Annotated in this window: 15 protein-coding genes and 1 pseudogene; 5 read left to right on the top strand and 11 right to left on the bottom strand. The window is 60.4% G+C overall.

Annotation, left to right across the window (positions count from 1 at the left end):
- Positions 1 to 101 precede the first annotated feature (101 nt).
- From HP062_RS08590 to pcsA, 4 genes are all read right to left on the bottom strand, one after another.
- The gene (locus HP062_RS08590; RefSeq protein ID WP_010455496.1) at positions 102 to 1,028 is read right to left on the bottom strand and encodes a universal stress protein; all 927 of its coding nucleotides are present in this window, start codon (positions 1,026 to 1,028) and stop codon (positions 102 to 104) included.
- A 91-nt stretch (positions 1,029 to 1,119) separates the two neighbouring features.
- Complete coding sequence (locus HP062_RS08585; RefSeq protein WP_172791264.1) at positions 1,120 to 1,578, bottom strand: GNAT family N-acetyltransferase; 459 nt, start codon at positions 1,576 to 1,578, stop codon at positions 1,120 to 1,122.
- Between the two features lie 130 nt (positions 1,579 to 1,708).
- Positions 1,709 to 2,095 (bottom strand): DUF488 domain-containing protein, encoded by a 387-nt coding sequence (locus tag HP062_RS08580; protein WP_010455492.1) that lies wholly within the window; start codon positions 2,093 to 2,095, stop codon positions 1,709 to 1,711.
- 6 nt (positions 2,096 to 2,101) lie between these two features.
- A complete protein-coding gene (gene pcsA, locus HP062_RS08575; RefSeq protein WP_010455490.1) occupies positions 2,102 to 2,824 on the bottom strand; it encodes a phosphatidylcholine synthase in 723 nt (240 codons plus the stop codon).
- Between the two features lie 399 nt (positions 2,825 to 3,223).
- Here pcsA and HP062_RS08570 point away from each other — a divergent pair, with 399 nt between their 5' ends.
- Positions 3,224 to 3,946, top strand: a complete 723-nt coding sequence (locus tag HP062_RS08570; RefSeq protein ID WP_077749100.1) for a tellurite resistance TerB family protein — start codon at positions 3,224 to 3,226, stop codon at positions 3,944 to 3,946.
- 123 nt (positions 3,947 to 4,069) lie between these two features.
- Here the strand turns inward: HP062_RS08570 and HP062_RS08565 are convergent.
- A pseudogene (locus tag HP062_RS08565) lies at positions 4,070 to 4,509 on the bottom strand (cupin domain-containing protein).
- 192 nt (positions 4,510 to 4,701) lie between these two features.
- Here HP062_RS08565 and HP062_RS08560 point away from each other — a divergent pair.
- Genes HP062_RS08560 through ligD form a run of 3 tightly spaced genes read left to right on the top strand, consistent with a single transcriptional unit; the run spans position 4,702 to position 9,686 of the window.
- Positions 4,702 to 6,087 carry an iron-containing redox enzyme family protein gene (locus HP062_RS08560; protein ID WP_172791263.1) on the top strand — a complete coding sequence of 462 codons (1,386 nt, stop codon included), beginning with the start codon at positions 4,702 to 4,704 and terminating at the stop codon, positions 6,085 to 6,087.
- Between the two features lie 9 nt (positions 6,088 to 6,096).
- Positions 6,097 to 7,089 carry a class I SAM-dependent methyltransferase gene (locus tag HP062_RS08555; RefSeq protein ID WP_010455482.1) on the top strand — a complete coding sequence of 331 codons (993 nt, stop codon included), beginning with the start codon at positions 6,097 to 6,099 and terminating at the stop codon, positions 7,087 to 7,089.
- A complete protein-coding gene (gene ligD, locus HP062_RS08550; protein WP_172791262.1) occupies positions 7,086 to 9,686 on the top strand; it encodes a DNA ligase D in 2,601 nt (866 codons plus the stop codon). The genes HP062_RS08555 and ligD overlap by 4 nt, the downstream gene beginning before the upstream one ends.
- A gap of 33 nt (positions 9,687 to 9,719) precedes the next feature.
- Here ligD and HP062_RS08545 read toward each other — a convergent pair whose 3' ends face one another.
- From HP062_RS08545 to HP062_RS08520, 6 genes are all read right to left on the bottom strand, one after another.
- Positions 9,720 to 10,394, bottom strand: coding sequence for a DUF3313 domain-containing protein (locus HP062_RS08545; protein ID WP_010455479.1), 675 nt, complete (start codon positions 10,392 to 10,394; stop codon positions 9,720 to 9,722).
- A gap of 49 nt (positions 10,395 to 10,443) precedes the next feature.
- On the bottom strand, positions 10,444 to 11,712 hold the full coding sequence (locus HP062_RS08540) for an OmpP1/FadL family transporter (RefSeq protein WP_172791261.1): 1,269 nt from the start codon (positions 11,710 to 11,712) through the stop codon (positions 10,444 to 10,446).
- A gap of 68 nt (positions 11,713 to 11,780) precedes the next feature.
- Positions 11,781 to 13,397 (bottom strand): arylsulfatase, encoded by a 1,617-nt coding sequence (locus HP062_RS08535; RefSeq protein WP_172791260.1) that lies wholly within the window; start codon positions 13,395 to 13,397, stop codon positions 11,781 to 11,783.
- Between the two features lie 207 nt (positions 13,398 to 13,604).
- Positions 13,605 to 14,144 carry an HD domain-containing protein gene (locus HP062_RS08530; protein ID WP_172791259.1) on the bottom strand — a complete coding sequence of 180 codons (540 nt, stop codon included), beginning with the start codon at positions 14,142 to 14,144 and terminating at the stop codon, positions 13,605 to 13,607.
- Between the two features lie 11 nt (positions 14,145 to 14,155).
- Entirely contained in the window at positions 14,156 to 14,557 is a 402-nt protein-coding gene (locus HP062_RS08525; RefSeq protein WP_010455472.1) for a hypothetical protein, read from the bottom strand.
- Positions 14,558 to 14,590: 33 nt separating this feature from the next.
- The gene (locus HP062_RS08520) at positions 14,591 to 15,160 is read right to left on the bottom strand and encodes an Rrf2 family transcriptional regulator (RefSeq protein WP_102595026.1); all 570 of its coding nucleotides are present in this window, start codon (positions 15,158 to 15,160) and stop codon (positions 14,591 to 14,593) included.
- A 256-nt stretch (positions 15,161 to 15,416) separates the two neighbouring features.
- Here HP062_RS08520 and HP062_RS08515 point away from each other — a divergent pair, with 256 nt between their 5' ends.
- Entirely contained in the window at positions 15,417 to 16,622 is a 1,206-nt protein-coding gene (locus tag HP062_RS08515; protein WP_172791258.1) for an NAD(P)/FAD-dependent oxidoreductase, read from the top strand.
- Positions 16,623 to 16,663 lie beyond the last annotated feature (41 nt).

Here is a 16,663-nt window from a genome sequence, read left to right as displayed (position 1 = left end):
CCCGCGAAGACGGAGCGTCAGGCAATATCGTGGTCGACTGATACTCCGTCTTCGCGGGCAAGCCTCGCTCCTACAGGGGATGCGGTGTTTTGTAGAGGGCGTTACTCATCCACCCGCTCGGTGTACACCACCCACACGCTGCAGGGCATTTTGTACAGCAGGTGTTCCACTGTGCTGCCGATCAACCGGCCCAGACCGCGATGGCCGACCCGGCCCATGACGATCACGTCGACGTCGTAGGCGTCGACATAGCGGGTCAGGACCTTGGCCGGGTTTCCCATGATCATGTGCCGCTGCTCGGGCGCGATGCCGTTGCGCTCGGCCAATTCATTGAAGGCGTCCTCCTGGTAGTCGAACAGGGTCTTGGCCTTGCCGGAATTGAAAAACGCCGAGCCGTTGTCAAAGCCGAACTCGTCTGCGCTGATCGAGGAAAGGTCATAGGCGTAGACCACGTCCAGCTCGGCGTTACAGGCACTCGCCAGCTTCGACGCTTCGTGCAGGATCCGGTCATTGAACGTTTTGTAGTGATCATCGCGATGAAAAGGATCGACCGCCGCGACAACCTTGCGTGGCAGGGCGTGAACGGCATGGCTGACAAAATGCAGCGGCACCGGGCATTCACGCAGCAAATGCACGTCGAGCGGGGTAAACAACAACCGCGACAGCAGTGATTCGTGCTCCAGCGCCTTGATCAGCACGTCCATCGGCTGCTCTTTGAGGTGAATCAGGATTTCTTCCAGCGGGCGTTCGACCCACGCCACCTCGGTGGTGACGTGGACGCCGATCTTGCGCAGGGGACGGGCCTGTTCTTCGAGCCACTGGCGGTGTCGATCGACGTAGCCCAGACGCATTTGTTCCAAGGCCTTTTCGTTGACCAGGCTGGCGGTGGCCAGGCCTTCCAGGTAATCGAACGCCACGATGTGCAACGCCGCATCTTCAGCCTTGGCCAGCGCCGCGGCTCTGTCGAAGGCGGGGCTGTGTTCCATCAGTGGCGAGGCGACCAGCATGAAGCGTGATTGACCAGACATGTCGAACCTCCCGCGTCGTTCAATCCCCTAAGTATTGACCATGATCGACCTCCCGTCCGTCAGACCGGCGCAGGTTGGGTGGGCGTGGCAGTCAGAGGGAGGTCAGTCGCCGTTCCATGATGATCGTACGCTCGGCTCCGTGGAATTCGTCGCGGACTTTTCGAAAGCCCAGCTTGAAGTAGAAGGCTTCTGCGGTGATGGAGGAGGGGACGCGCAAGACCTCGATTTTGGCCTCGGCGGCGATGGACTCGATCGTGGCCATCAATTGCCTCCCGAGGCCGCGTCCTTGTTGAGTAGGGTCGACAAAGACGCTTCGCACCACATCGCGATCAAGGCTGGCCGTGGCCACGATATGACTGTCGATCATTGCGACGAACACCTGGCGTTGGGTCAGCAGCGTGCGAATGGACTCGGTGGAAAAGCTCTTTTCCACCTGCTCGATGATGTCGGGTGAGTAGTCCAGGGCATTGGACTGGCGCAGCGACTGGATGATGACCTGGCTGATGGCGGACGCGTCAGCTGCGGTGGCGGGCCGTATTTGCGGTTCCATGGTGCTACCTCAGTCCTTTGAACATCCAATTCCCCTGTGGGGGCGAGCCTGCTCGCGATGGCTGAGTGTCAGTCGACATCTACATCGGCTGGAAAGCAGTCATCGCTAGCAGGCTAGCTCCCACAGGGATCTAGGCAATCTGTGCGCCGCGTGCTGCCAGCAACTCCCGCAACACAGAACGATGGCAATGCGCTTCATCCTCGCAATAACACCCAACCGCCAGCGCGGTTTGATGGGAGAGGGCGGCCAGCAGATCCAGCAGTTGACTGGGCGCCGGGTGGTTCATTTCCGCCTTGAACTTGCGCCGAAAGGCCTCCCAGGCTTTGTCATCGGTGGCCGCTTTGGCTTCGGCCACCAGTTCCGCACTCGGCGACAGCAGTGGCTGCCACACATCATAAAAGTCCCGACGGGCGAACTCGGCCTTCGGTACACCACGAGGGGGGCGGCGTACCGTGCCGATCCGCAGCCCTTCATCAGGCAGGCGCGGCGAGCCGAGTCGAACGATATGGATGGCCATGCTGCGTTACTTTTGGCGCGATCCGTCGAACCACTCCATTGCGGTGCGCCAGATGCAGATCCCCAGGAAGTAAGCCGACATCAGCAGCCAAAGCCCCATGACCATCGGGTTGATGACCGGGTGATTGACCACCAGCGACAAGCTGCACAGCAGCCAGATGGCGGTCACGGCAATGTTGATCGGCATGAACTTGCGCACGCGGAATGGGTGCAGGAACTTCATGCGGGTCACGGTCAGCAAGGCCAGGCCAATGATCGTCAGGAAGGTAATCCACGGCGACGGGGCAATGATGTACAGGCACAGGGCCACGACGTTCCAGGCGGCGGGGAAGCCCTGGAAGTAATTGTCTTTGCTTTTCATGTTGACGTTGCAGAAGCAAAACAGCGACGAAACCAGAATCAGCGACACGGTCAGCAGCAGCGTGTAGTCCGGCAAGGGGATGTAGCGATAGATGAACAGCGCGGGGATGAACACATACGTCAGGTAGTCGATCACCAGATCGAGAATCGATCCATCGAAACTCGGCAACACCGACTGCACATTGACCTTGCGTGCCAGGGCACCATCCAGCCCATCGACGATCAGGGCCACGCCCAGCCACAGTAGGCAGTTGGTGGCCTGGTTTTCCAGTAAGGCGAGGGTGGCGAGGAAGGCAGTGACCACGCCGGTGGCGGTAAAACCATGGGCGCCCCATGCTTTGAGTCTGGCGATGTGTAGGGTGGATATCACGGGGGGCGTTCTCCAGATAGATGAAGCAAGCCAGTCATCACCCTCATTATCAAGGGCGGCGGCAAACCGGTTCGGTTGCAGGTATCGACCGGAAATCCGGGAATAAGGTTCACCGCCAGTAAATCTTAGCTGGGCCGGCAAAAAATACTTTGGATTAATCTGCAGTGCTGTTCACTGAACACTGGCACACAGGCTTACCCGTTTTTGTGGCGAGGGAGCTTGCTCCCGCCGGGCTGTGTAGCGGCCCCAAAAAAATGTGGCAGCAATGCCGGTTTTTGTGAGTGCTACGCACTCAAGCGGGAGCAAGCGCCCTCGCCACAGGCCAAACGGTAATGGCGCATTTGCCGGCGAGGACTATTGTTGCCTGACCGGGTCACTCCCATCGATGAGGACGTCGTCATGAACACCAGCGATTTGCTCGAACAACTCCTGCGGGCCGGCCAGGGCTCCAGGGAGCGACAGGGTGGCGCATCTGCCCAGGGCGGCATCGACGGCGGTCTGGGCGGATTGCTCGGCGGCTTGTTGGGCGGTGGCGGTGGTTCAGCCATGGGCGGGGGCGGATTGGGTGGTTTGCTCGGTGGCCTGCTCGGCGGCGGCTCACCGCTGGGCGGCTCGACCCGGACCCGCTCAAGTGGCGGCACCAACTATGCGGCCCTGGCGTCGCTCGGGATGATGGCCTTCCAGGCGTATCAGGCGTGGCAACGCAGTCAGGCGGCTGCGCCGCAACAGGCGCCGCGCACCGTAGACCTTTTGTCCGGCCCGGAAGTCGAGGAGCACAGCCATGCTGTGCTGCGGGCGTTGATTGCTGCAGCGAAGGCCGATGGCCGGATCGACGACGCCGAGAAACAGATGATCAGTACCGAACTGGGCCGTCACACCGACGACCCGCAATTGCAGCAATGGCTGGATGACGAAGTGGCCCGGCCGCTGGATGCCGCCGATGTGGCGCAGTCGGCGACGGATCCTGGCATGGCGTCAGAGATGTACCTGGCCAGCGTGATGCTGGTGGACGATCAGCAGGATGCCGAGCGCAACTATCTGGATGAGCTGGCGGCGGCGCTGAAGATTGACCCTGAGCTGCAAGTGCATCTGGAGCAGCAGGCCAAGGGTGGTGCGGTTTAGGGGCCCGTTAAACCGGGTTGTCTTTCAGGCCGCCTTCGTTAGCAGGCCAGCGCCCACAGTGGACTTGCGGTGTGCGCAAGGTCCCTGTGGGCGCTAGCCTGCTAGCGAAGAACGATAACGCGGTCAAACTGCCGGTTTGGGCACCAGGAAAATAACCCCGTACGCTTCGGCAATCTCCAGTATCCGCGGTAAATCCTCCGGTACCCTTAATTGATCCACCGCCGCAAAAAACTGCCCGCCCGCGGATCCGACACCACGCCAATCATCTTCGCGGTAGGGCTGATGTTCTTGTAGGCATGGATCGAACCCCCGGGGATATGCACATACCCCCCGGCAGAGACGGTGGTGGACTTGCCCGCCACGGTCACTTCGACCTGGCCGTCGACCACATAGAACGCCTCGTCCCACGGATGAAAGTGCAGCGGCGGCCCACCGCCTTGCACGCCTTCCTGGATATGCATCTCAAAGGGCTTGCTGAGGTCGCCGCCCGCGAGGATGGTGATCGCCTCGCCCACGACATTTACGGGTGCCGGCGATTGCTCGATGACGTGCACCGTTCGCATGATTGCTCTCCGAAGATGACCCCGCACCCGCTGATTATAGGCCGCGTGCACCGGGCGGGCGGTGCTGCACAGGTCCGTCCGTCAGGGCGATTTCAACGTCGATTGAATTTTTCTCCGGGCAAATCGCTCTGCTGATGTAGAGACGTGTTGATTCAACGTCCTGCCACTGGCCTTAGACCGAGAGATGCGCCCATGACTGCCCTGACACGACTTGAATCGCGGCCCGCCCACGAACACCCGATCCCGGCCGCCGGGAGCCTCAAACAAGCCTATGAACACCTGCTGCTGGGCGTCGACCCCGAGCAACGGCGTGCTCTGGCGCGAAGCTTTCTCGAAGTGCAGCTGGAACACGCCACCCACTTGCCTCAAGAAATGCCAACGGACCTGTCGGCCCTGCAATCGTTCGTCGAACACCACAGCGTCGACGTTGCCCGCCAATACGCCGACTACCTGCAACAACGCAAAGAAGGCGGGCCCCGGCAGTTTTTCACTAACAAGGCCCACGCGCTGTTTTTCCTGCAAGCCGTGGCCCCGACCAAACTGGTCGACGGCGCCTGGTTGTACGGCCTGTTGCGTCAGTGGCGCGACCCTCGTTTCGAAGGGCTGATCTGCACCTATCTGGAAGAGCTCGGCGACGGCAACCCGGCGCAGAATCATGTGGTGATCTACCGCAAGCTGCTCGCCGAACATGGTCTGCAAGACCCTGGGGTGATCGCCGACGAGCATTACCTGCAGGGCGCGATACAACTGGCGCTGGGCGAATCCGCCGACGAGTTTTTGCCGGAGGTGATCGGCTACAACCTGGGCTACGAACAGCTGCCGTTGCACCTGCTGATCAGCGCCTATGAACTCAGCGAATTGGGCATCGATCCGTATTACTTCACCCTGCACGTGACCATCGACAACGCCAGCACCGGCCACGCGCAAAAAGCCGTGCAGTCGGTGCTGCAACTGCTGCCGGTGGAAGGCGATCGCGAAGACTTTCTGCGTCGGGTCGCGCTGGGTTATCGACTCAATGATCTGGGGCAGGGCAGTCGCGCGATCATCGAATCGTTCGACCTCGACGCCGAGTTGCTCAACATGCTTGAGCGCAAGCGTCCGTTCGGCCAGCACATGCATTCCGACTACTGCCGTTTTGAAGGCAAGACCGTCAACCAATGGCTGTCCGCGCCGGAGCAGTTGCCAGGGTTCCTTGCCGCCATGGAAAAAAAGGGCTGGATCAAGCGCGGACAGGATCCTCAGGCCAGTCGCTTCTGGCAGTTGATCGAGGGGGATGGTGCCGCCATGTTCGGCGTATTCAGCCCCTATGAAAAACAGCTGCTGCATGACTGGATTGCCGGCAACTGGACGCCTGAGCGCTCAGCCACAGCGGTCCGCCGAGGCACGAGTGTCGCGACAGAACCGCCAGTGCCCGACAACGACCCGGATATCCAGAGCCTGCAAACCTCGCTGGAGGGGCTTGCCGCACACGAGCAGATGCCCGTGCTGATCCCGTGGTTGTCGGCCCATCGGCATTCCCATCCAGCCGGCCTGATGGCTACGCGACGGTTCATCGAACTCAAATCCAGCCTGCGATAGGAGCACGGCATGAATCAGGAAGAACAACTGGGCGCTGCCGATCTGGCGCTGGTGCAGCTGGGGCGCCGTTTGCAGGCCGATGGTTACCGGTTTATCACCCCGACGCCGCTCACGCACCAGCGGGTCAACGACCGTGCCTTTGGGCAAAACGCCCGGACCTTGCGCGACGTGTTCGGCTGGTCGCGCTCATTCGAACCGGGCCTGCTGTCGACCGATGAACAGCGGCAGTTGCAGGAGGCGGGCGTGCTGCAAGAAAGCAACGGCCGACTGAAAAGCCGCGTGCGCTGGTCCAGCCTCGATGATTTGCTGTTCGTGCACTCGGGGTTTCCCACCGACGCGGCGGACGCGGTGTTTTTCGGACCGGACAGCTACCGGTTTGCGCAGCTGATCCACGCTCATCTTCAACAATCCTTCGCGCCGATCCGGCGCGCCGTCGACATTGGTTGCGGCGCGGGTGTCGGGGCGATTGTGATTGCCCGCGCACGCCGTGAAGCCGAGGTGCTGGCCGTCGATATCAATCCCGCGGCGCTGCGTTTGACGGCGGTCAACGCGGCCCTGGCGGAAGTCGCTAACGTCACGGTCGAGGCCAGCGATGTGCTGCAGGACGTCGACGGCCAGTTCGACCTGATCGTCGCCAATCCGCCCTACATGGCCGACCCCACCGAGCGCGCTTACCGGCATGGTGGCGGCGCTCTCGGTGCGCAGTTATCGTTGCGCATTGTCGAGCAGGCGTTGCTTCGACTGGCGCCCGGTGGCTCTTTGGTGCTGTACACCGGGGTGGCAATGATCGATGGCCAGGATCCGTTTCTTGAGGCACTGACTCCGCGTCTTGAATCGCCGATGTTCGGCTGGACCTATCGCGAACTCGATCCCGATGTGTTCGGTGAAGAGTTGCTGACACCGGGCTATCAACGGGTGGAGCGGATTGCGGTCGTGGCCTTGATCGTCACGCGCATCGGCCCCGGCATTGGGGGACGCGTCGAGCCAGCAGGTGCGCCATGAACAAGAATCTGGACGATTACAACCGCATGCGCGATTTTTCGGCGACCTCTGAGCCCGCCGCGAAACGTTCAGGCAAGAAAACTGCGAAAGACCATGCCTTGCAGTTCTGTATCCAGAAGCACGATGCCTCGCGGTTGCACTATGACTTTCGCCTGGAACTCGATGGCGCACTGAAAAGCTGGGCCGTGCCGAAAGGCCCTTCGCTGGACCCCAAGGTCAAGCGCCTGGCAGTCCACGTTGAAGACCATCCGATCGATTACGCCACGTTCGAGGGCAGCATACCCGAAGGGCATTACGGTGCCGGCGATGTGATTGTCTGGGACCGGGGCGTGTGGATCCCCCAGGAAGATCCGGCCAAGGCCTATGCCAAAGGCAAGCTCAAGTTCGAGCTGCAGGGCGAGAAACTCGGCGGCTTGTGGAACCTGGTCCGCACGCACATGCCGGGCAAGCAGGAGCAGTGGTTTCTTATCAAGCATCAGGACAGCGCGGCGAAACCCGAGAGTGATTACGACGTGGTCGCCGCCGAGCCCGACAGCGTGCTCAGTGACCGCACCATTGTCCCCAAAAAGGCCAAGACCGCCGCCAAGCTCAAACCGGTGAAGAAGCCGGCGCGCAAGGTCGCGGCTAAACAGCAGTCGGCGCAACTCACCGGGGCTCACAAGGCCAGGCTGCCCGACCAGCTCAAACCGGAATTGGCGACGCTGGTGGAAAAAGCCCCGCCGGGCGAGTGGAGCTATGAGATCAAGTTCGACGGCTACCGGATCATGGCGCGCATCGACCACGACGAGGTGAAACTCTTCACCCGCAACGGCCACGACTGGACCCACAAATTGCCGAAACAGGCCGAGGCGCTGGCCGCTCTGGGCCTGGAATCGGCCTGGCTCGACGGTGAGATGGTGGTGGCTAACGAGCAGGGTGTGCCGGACTTTCAGGCGCTGCAAAATGCCTTTGAATCCAATCGCAGCGGCAACATCCTTTATTACCTGTTCGACATGCCTTACCTCAATGGCGTGGACCTGCGCGAGGTGCCGGTCGAGGAGCGGCGGGTCGCGCTGGCAACGGTGCTCAAACCCAATAAAGATCCTTTGCTGCGCTTCTCCGACGCGTTCGGCGAGGAGCCGGAAGCCTTGCTCAACAGTGCCTGCCAAATGCAGATGGAAGGGCTGATCGGCAAGCGCCTGGGGTCGCCTTATGTGTCGCGGCGCAGCAGTGACTGGATCAAGCTCAAGTGCAAACATCGGCAGGAATTCGTCGTGGTCGGGTTCACCGATCCCCAAGGTGCGCGCAATGCCTTCGGCGCGTTGCTGTTGGGATTGCATGATCGGGACAGCGGCGAGTTGCGCTACGCTGGCAAGGTCGGCACCGGTTTCAACGAGACCACGCTCAAGCACATTTATGAACAGCTCAAACCGTTGCAGGTGAAAAAACCGGCGGTGGTCAATCCGCCGACCGGTTTCGACGCCAAGGGTGTGCATTGGCTCAAACCGGTGTTGCTCGCCGAAGTCGCGTTCGCCGAGATGACCAAGGACGGGTCGGTGCGCCATGCCGTATTCCATGGCTTGCGCGATGACAAGCCCGCCGAAGACATCACCGAGGAGCGTGCGAAAGCCGTGAAAGCCCAGACCAGCAGGAAATCCGCCGCTGACAAACCGGCCACCGCGACGAAAAAGAAACCGGCCAAGGCAGCGCCCGCGCCCTCACAAGTCGGCCTCGGCGACGGCAAAGTGCGCATCACCCACCCGGACCGTGTGATCGATGCGAGCAGCGGCACCACCAAAGTGCAGCTGGCGGAGTATTACGCCAGCGTCGCCGAATGGATTCTGCCCGAGCTCAAGGATCGGCCGGTGGCGCTGGTGCGCGCCCCGGACGGGATCGCCGGCGAGCTGTTCTTCCAGAAAAACGCCGAGCGCCTGGCCATTCCGGGCATCACCACGCTGGACAAGGACGTCACCGGCCAACCGGTGATGATCATCAACAACGCCGAAGCGCTGATTGGCGCCGTGCAGATGAGCACGGTGGAACTGCACACCTGGAACGCTACCACGGAGAATCTCGACAAACCTGACCGCTTCGTTCTCGACCTCGACCCGGACCCGGCGCTGCCGTGGAAAAGCATGGTCGAGGCGACTCAGCTGACGCTGTCGGTACTGGATGAACTGGGGCTCAAGGCCTTCCTCAAGACCAGCGGCGGCAAGGGGATTCACCTGGTGGTGCCGCTGACCCGCAAGCACGGTTGGGACGAGGTGAAGGACTTCAGCCACGCAATTGTCAGCCACATGGCGAAGTTGCTGCCGGAGCGCTTTTCGGCGGTGTCAGGGCCGAAGAATCGCGTCGGACGGATCTTCATCGATTACCTGCGCAACGGACTGGGTGCCACTACCATCTGCGCCTATGCCGCCCGCACCCGCGAAGGGTTGCCGGTGTCAGTGCCGATTTTTCGGGAAGAGGTGGCAGAGCTCAAGGGCGGTAATCAGTGGAATATCCACAACGTGCAGGAACGACTGGCTGAAGTGGGTGATCAACCTTGGGCAGACTTGAAGAAAACCCGGCAAACCATCACCGCCGACATGCGTCGGCGGGTCGGAATGAAAAAATAGCGTCTTGGTTAGTCGCGCTCTTTGCAGCTGCCGCTACCGGACAAACGCCTGCAAATCGCTGGCCAGTTTGTCGATCGCCACTTTGAAGTCTTTGGCGGTGATTTCCTGGCTGGCATTGGACAGCGTGCTGCCGAAGACTTTGCGCACGACTTTGGCCACGGTCTGGTTGGTGCTGGCGTCTTTAAACTCGGCCTCGATGAACAACGTGGAGTCCTGATCCCGATGCCCGCTGGCAGCGGAAACACCACCGACAACGGCCGCGACAGGCACCACTTCATACCATCTCATGCCTTCGTTTTCGGCATTCACCCCGGTGATCGCCGCGCGCATGATCAGTTTTTTTGAACCGCCCGGCGCTGATTGTTCGCTCGATACCACGCGGTATTTCTGCCCCAACACACCTTTGACCTTGCTGGTCATGTAGTTCTGCAGTTCATCCAGGGTTTGCCGATTGACCCGCTCAGTCGGCTTGGGTGCCGGATAGAGCTCCAGTTTGTTGAAGACCACGGTGTCGTAGGCGTTTGGATTCCAGGACGGGCTCACCCAGCGCATCGCGGTTTCGCCACTGGTGGTGGTGACTTGCTGCAAGTTGTTGTAGTCGGTAAGGAAGCCCGAGTACTGGTCTTTTTCGGTGACTTTCGAGGTGCAGCCCCCGAGTAGCAGACTGGTCAATGCGACGCCGATGAATAATTTCCGGGACAGGTTCATTGTGGTGTGTGCTCCATGGGGGTTGTCTTTTTTTTTTCGATTGCAGGCATCAAAAACGCCAGGTCATGTTTCCGGTCACCGCTTGAATCCAGGCATTGTCGAATTGACCGGAAGTTCGAGTGCCCGACGTGGACTTGGTCTGGTCGACCGGCATGTCGCCAAGCCAGACCATGGCCCAGCTGACGTTAATGTCGGTGACCTTGTTCAGAGCATAGGTGGCCCCGGCCGCAATGCGCCAGGATTCGTCCATGGGCACGGTAAATGTACGGTTGCCGTCGGAAACGGCGCTGCTGTCGTAAGCCACGCCGAAATTCCACAACAGCTGCGGGGTGGCCTGGTACTGCGCGCCCAGGGCCAGTTGCCAGGTGTCTTTGAAATGGGCGTCGACGGTGGTCGATTGTGAACCGACTGCGGTGGTGTCGACTTGCACCGCGATATCGCCGAACTCGGACCAGTCCTGCCAGTTGACGGAGGCGAGCAAGGCCCATCGCGGGTCGAGTTGCTGGAACAGGCTCAGGGTCGCGGTTTGCGGCACGGTCATGTCGAGTTGGGTATTGGTGTTGTTGACGCGCTCCAGCAAACGGCCGTCGCCTTTCACATCCAGCCGGTCTTCGAAGTCCAGATCGACCTTGCTGGTGTAGGCCAGGCCAATACGGGTGCCGGGTTGCGGGGCGTAGATCACCCCCACATTCGCCCCAAAACCCCAATCGTTGTCTTTGTACTTGAATTGGCCGTCGCTGCGGTCGGTGAAGCCAAAGGGTGAACGATCGATCGCGGTTTGCGCTTGCAGCATGCCGTACATGGCTTTCACACCGACGCCCACCGACCATTGATCATCGAAGCGATACGCCACGCTGGGCACAAACGACAAACCGGCGAGGCTGACGTTCTGCGCAAAATAGCGCCCGGACCAGTCGTTGTCGTAGTTGGCCGCCAACCCGAAGTCGCCGTAATTGCCGAAACCGACGCTCCAGTGGTCGTCGAATTGATGGCTGATGAAAAAGCTGCCGCCGGGAATCGGGTCGAAGGCATTGCCACTGCCGCTGCCCGTGCCGTTGGTGTTTGAGTCGCGATCAAAGCTCAGGTCGCCGTAGAGCAGCTGCAATCCGCCGGTAATCTGCGTACCTGGCAGATAGCTCATGCCCGCCGGGTTGCTGGCGATGGTGGAAGGGCCTTGTGCGCGGGCGGCGGCACCGGCGTTGGCAAGCCCCACGTTATCGGTGCCGATTTCATAGAGCATGATGCCGCCGGCCTGGGCCTGCTGGCAGCACAGCGCAAACAGGGTGAAGGCGGGTAGGACGGCTGTTTTTAATTGCATGGATCACCTCAGCGGATGTCCGTCATGAACGCGGGTGGCTGGCAGCCGCCACCCATGTATTCGCCTGTCTACTTGGCCATGGCCGCCCGGGCCGCTTCGATCCTGGCTTTGACCGCTTCCAGGTTGAAGCTCGCGCCTTTTTGCATGGGTGGGAACTCAACCGCCGTTTCAGCCAGTTTGACCACCTGCTGCTGTACAAACACAAAGCGCCAGAACTGGAACTTGAACCACTCGAAGTACTCCAGTGAGCCACTGGCTGCCATGTTTTCCGGCCACCCGGCGCGTTCAAACGGGTCGAGCCGCAGGTTGGTCAGGACCGGCATGTCCAGCGTGACCTTAGCCCCCAGCCAGCCACCGGGCTGATCGATGAAGCGGTACTTGAAGTCATCGATACGGATCGCACCCAGCGTACTTTCGCCGAAGTAGAAAACTTCATGCCGGTTCGACGGACCTTTACCGGTGATCATCGGTGTCTGGTCATAGCCATCGAGGTGGACCTTGTACGTTCTGTCGCCCAGTTGCTTGCCCTTGAGCAGCTCGGTGGCGATGTTCGGGTTGCCGGCGGCGGCAACGAGGGTCGGGAACCAGTCCAGGCCGGACATGATGCCATTGGCCACGGTGTTGGCCGGTACGTTGCCAGGCCAGCGAACGATCGCCGGAACCCTGAAGCCACCTTCCATCACGGTGCCTTTGCCCATGGCGAACGGTGTGGTGCCGCCATCCGGCCAGGTGAAGTTTTCCGCGCCGTTGTCGGTGGTGAAAATCACGATGGTGTTGTCATCCATGCCGTCTTTTTTCAGCTTGGCCATGACGTCGCCGACGATGTCATCGAGCTGCGCCATGCCGGCTTCCTGCTCCGACCAGCCATTCTGCGAAGTGCGCATCGCTTCGTACTTATCGGACAGGTGCGTGACGATGTGCATGCGGGTCGGGTTCAGCCACAGGAAGAACGGTTTGTTATCGGTCTTGGCCTTGTCGATGAAGGTGAAAGCCTTGTCGCGGATTTCGTCGTCGACGGTTTTCATCCGCTCGGGATAGAGCGTACCGGCGTCTTCGATTTTCTGTTTGCCGACCTTGCCCCAGCGCGGCATCACCGTCGTATCGTCGGTGGTGGTCGCCCAGCTGTGGACCATGTTGCGCGGGCCAACGGTGGCCAGAAGTTCTTGCGGATAATTGGGGTGTGCCGGGTCTTCCATGGCGTCGAGGTGATAGAGGTAACCGAAGAACTCGTCGAACCCGTGCGCGGTGGGCAGAAATTCGTTCAAGTCGCCCAGATGGTTTTTGCCAAACTGGCCAGTGGAGTAACCCATGGCCTTGAGCGCGGTGGCAATGGTGACCGCGTCAGCGGGAATACCGACAGGTGAGCCGGCCTGGCCGACCGTGGTCATGCCGGTACGGATCGGCAGTTCACCGGTAATGAAATTGGCACGCCCGGCGGTGCAACTGGCTTCGGCGTAGTAGTCGGTAAAGCGCATGCCTTCTGCAGCGAGCTGGTCGAGGTTGGGGGTCCGGCCGGCCATCATGCCCTGGTTGTAGACGCCGATATTGGACCAGCCAATATCGTCGCCCATGATGACCACGATGTTGGGGGCGGGTTTGTCGGCCGCTTGGGTGATGCCGGGTAGAACCATTGCAGACAACAACATTGAAACAGCAAACAACCGGGTTAATTTTGTCTGGTTCATGAGCAGCTCCTGCGTACTGATAAGTACCGAAGTCAGGCCCCCCGACCTTTTTTAAATGGGTATCCCCCGAAAGAGCGTAGGTATGAACTGGGAAATATCCAGTAGTAATTGACAGTGATGTGCAGCTGTCTCATGAGCTTTACAGCATGGTCGGCGATGGCCGGATTCAACTGATCTTTTCGCACCAATCCCTGCCCGACGACTCCATCACCAGCGAAACATTGGCAGCGGTTTGAGCGGGGAGCGCAGGAATTGCCGTGCGGTTTGCCGGAGCAGCATCCCGTGAAAACCATGATTGGGCAGTCCCGACTTCACCGTTTTGATGTAGGCCCGCGGCAGGCCGAACGTCAGCAGGCCGAGCGACACATCAATGATATCGGCGCGTCGGAAGGGCTCGACGCTGAGCGCATGGTCGGCAGCGTAGGACCGCACTTTGTGGTGTTCCAGGATCAGTGCCGTCACTTCGCCGCTCAAGTGCGACAGTTGCCGATTGGCGAGGTAGTCGGTGGCCAGGCGCACCGAGGGTTCCAGGTAATCAATGGTTTGATCGGTCCAGATGCCCAGGTCGTGAAACGCCCCGGCGATCTGCACGGCTTCGGAGGGCAGGCCTTCAATGCCGCTGATCGCGCGGTAGAAGTTCAGCACCCGGTAAATGTGATTGCGATAACCCAACAAATCGGCACCGATCGCCAGGGCGTAGGACGTGAGTATTTCGTCGGTCACGGGGAATTCGAGAAGGGGATTCATCGGTACGGACCTCACGCGTCGCGCAACAGGTCATTGGCGTTGAGGATCTCGAAGGCGATCTCCGGGCGTTTCTCCAGGCTGCGGCGAATCGCGGCGGGGATCGACTGGCGGGTCTTGCGGCACAAGCCCGGCAACTCGCCGAGGGTGATGCCGATGCCGCGCATGGTACGCACTTCATTGAAGCTGGGGACGATGTCCACACGGATGCCCAGTTGTGCGTACATGCGGTTTTGCAAGCGTTCGAGGTCAGCCAGGCTTTCCAGGTTTTCCAGACGATCGAGCAGACGCTTTTCTTCCTGTCGGGTCAGAAACAGGATGCGCACGTCCGCGCCCGGTGTTTCCAGCAACGGGTCTCGCCCGCAGATGCAGGCGCCGGGCGGGCAGGGTGAGCGGATCGGAGCAGAGGTCGTCATGGGCCTTAATCATAGAGCGCCCCAGACGAATCGTCAGTCGGAAATATCGGTCACCGGGATGATCTGTTCGCCGTCGGGCTGAGTGCCGGTCACCGTTTTCCTTTCCCGACGATCATTGATCCAGTTGTCCACCTGGGCGCCGAACTCGGCCGGGGCTTTACGTCCGACCCTGCGGGCAAGGTCGAGAATGGTCTGCTGGGCGAGGGCGTCTTCCATGCGTTTCTGCGCGGTCATCATGACGGCGTGAACCGAGCAATGACCTTCCACTGCCCACGTCGGCGGGGAGCCTTCAAACAACGCGCAACGCCCACGGATATCACGGCAATCGAAGATGAGCTTCTGGCCATCAATGGCGTTAACGATGTCCAGCACGCTGATTTCGTCCGCCGGCCGCGCCAGTTTGAACCCGCCGCGCACACCCTCGGTCGCGACCACCAGTTTGGCCTTGGCCAGTTTGGTGAAGATTTTCGCCAGGTAGTCCAGCGGCACGCCTTGCAGCTCAGCGAGGTCGCGCACGCTTGCCTCACGGCTGTCGCCGTAATCGCCCACCAGAAAAAGCAGGCAGTGAATGCCGTACTCAACGCCCGCGCTGTAGAGAGACATGGTTATCTCCGACTGAATGAGTCGCCAATGTTACCAGCCGATTGTCAGGGGTGCAACGAAGCATCGGTATGCCTAGATCGCCTGTCTGTCCTGTGCTGCATATGGATAGAAGCTTGTGTCTGGATTGTCGAGGTATCTGAATGTGTGATGATAACCATCGATAGAAGGTCGTTGCGCCTTGTAACTAGGATCACTATAGTCGCCGTTGTCAGCTCGGCGACGAGTTCAGTCTTTGGTCTTCTTCGGAGTTAAAACAATGAAACAGCACATTCTGGTCATCGGCGCAGGTTTCGGTGGCATGTGGACGGCATTGAGCGCCACGCGCCTGTTGGACATCCATGATCACAACCACGTAGACGTCACGGTACTGGCGCCTCAAGCCGAGCTGCGGGTGCGTCCACGCTTCTACGAGCCGAATGCTCATCAACTGGCGGCACCCCTTGGCGACCTGTTTGATGCCGTCGGTGTGAAGTTCATCAAGGGCGCAGCGCAATCCATCGACGTGCAGCAAAAACAAGTCGGCTACACCGATGCATCGGGTACCGAACAGGTGTGCAGCTACGACAAACTCGTTCTGGCCACTGGCAGCGGTCTCGCGTTGCCCAACACTCCGGGCGTGGCCCAACACGCCTTTGACGTGGACCAGATTGAACAGGCGATACGCCTGGAAAACCATCTGAAATCCCTGGCCAACCTGCCGCAAAGTAAAGCTCGAAACACCGTGGTTGTGGCCGGTGGCGGCTTTACCGGGATTGAAACGGCGACTGAAATGCCGGCGCGTCTGCGGGCCATCCTCGGCGAGGACGCTGACATTGAAGTGATCATCGTCGATCGCGGTGAAAAAGTCGGGGCGTCCATGGGCAGCGAAATCAGCCAGTCGATCGCCGAAGCCAGCACTGAGCTGGGCGTGAAATGGCGCTTGAAGTCGTCGGTCGTTGCTGTCGATGAAAACGGTGTGACCCTGGCCGATGGCCAACGCATCGACGCCAAGACTGTGGTCTGGACCACCGGGGTGCGGGCAAGCTCGCTGACCGAGCAGATCCCGGCCGAACGCGACCACCTCGGTCGCCTGCACGTTGACGCCCACCTGAAAGTCATCGGTCAGGACGACATCTTTGCCACCGGTGATGTGGCTTATGCCGCCGCGGATGACATCGGCAACTACGCCATGATGACCTGCCAACACGCGATCTCGCTGGGGCGTCATGCCGGCAACAACGTCGCTGCGCAAATCCTGGGCGTGGCGCCGAAGGCGTACAGCCAGCCCAAGTACGTTACCTGTCTGGATCTGGGGGCGTGGGGCGCGGTGTACACCGAGGGTTGGGATCGCCAGGTGAAACTGGTCAAGGAGGAAGGCAAATCGCTGAAGACCCAGATCAATACGGTGTGGATCTATCCGCCGGCCGCTGACCGCGCAACTGCGCTGGCGGCTGCGGACCCGATGATTCCGGTTGTGGCCTGATAAGCAGCTGTCTCGATAAGGCTGCCTGTATGAAAAATCCC

It is taken from the genome of Pseudomonas sp. B14-6 (assembly GCF_013260315.1).
GTDB lineage: Bacteria > Pseudomonadota > Gammaproteobacteria > Pseudomonadales > Pseudomonadaceae > Aquipseudomonas > Aquipseudomonas mandelii.
The sequence above is the reverse complement of the archived record's forward strand: the minus strand, read 5'-3'. Positions and strand labels throughout refer to the sequence as shown.

Coding starts and splice junctions, on each gene's coding strand:
- HP062_RS08580 (WP_010455492.1), bottom strand. CDS start 2,095: ATGGCCATCCATATCGTTCGACTCGGCTCGCCGCGCCTGCCTGATGAA.
- HP062_RS08570 (WP_077749100.1), top strand. CDS start 3,224: ATGAACACCAGCGATTTGCTCGAACAACTCCTGCGGGCCGGCCAGGGC.
- HP062_RS08585 (WP_172791264.1), bottom strand. CDS start 1,578: ATGGAACCGCAAATACGGCCCGCCACCGCAGCTGACGCGTCCGCCATC.
- HP062_RS08555 (WP_010455482.1), top strand. CDS start 6,097: ATGAATCAGGAAGAACAACTGGGCGCTGCCGATCTGGCGCTGGTGCAG.
- ligD (WP_172791262.1), top strand. CDS start 7,086: ATGAACAAGAATCTGGACGATTACAACCGCATGCGCGATTTTTCGGCG.
- HP062_RS08525 (WP_010455472.1), bottom strand. CDS start 14,557: ATGACGACCTCTGCTCCGATCCGCTCACCCTGCCCGCCCGGCGCCTGC.
- HP062_RS08520 (WP_102595026.1), bottom strand. CDS start 15,160: ATGTCTCTCTACAGCGCGGGCGTTGAGTACGGCATTCACTGCCTGCTT.
- HP062_RS08535 (WP_172791260.1), bottom strand. CDS start 13,397: ATGAACCAGACAAAATTAACCCGGTTGTTTGCTGTTTCAATGTTGTTG.
- HP062_RS08515 (WP_172791258.1), top strand. CDS start 15,417: ATGAAACAGCACATTCTGGTCATCGGCGCAGGTTTCGGTGGCATGTGG.
- HP062_RS08560 (WP_172791263.1), top strand. CDS start 4,702: ATGACTGCCCTGACACGACTTGAATCGCGGCCCGCCCACGAACACCCG.
- HP062_RS08540 (WP_172791261.1), bottom strand. CDS start 11,712: ATGCAATTAAAAACAGCCGTCCTACCCGCCTTCACCCTGTTTGCGCTG.
- HP062_RS08590 (WP_010455496.1), bottom strand. CDS start 1,028: ATGTCTGGTCAATCACGCTTCATGCTGGTCGCCTCGCCACTGATGGAA.
- HP062_RS08545 (WP_010455479.1), bottom strand. CDS start 10,394: ATGAACCTGTCCCGGAAATTATTCATCGGCGTCGCATTGACCAGTCTG.
- HP062_RS08530 (WP_172791259.1), bottom strand. CDS start 14,144: ATGAATCCCCTTCTCGAATTCCCCGTGACCGACGAAATACTCACGTCC.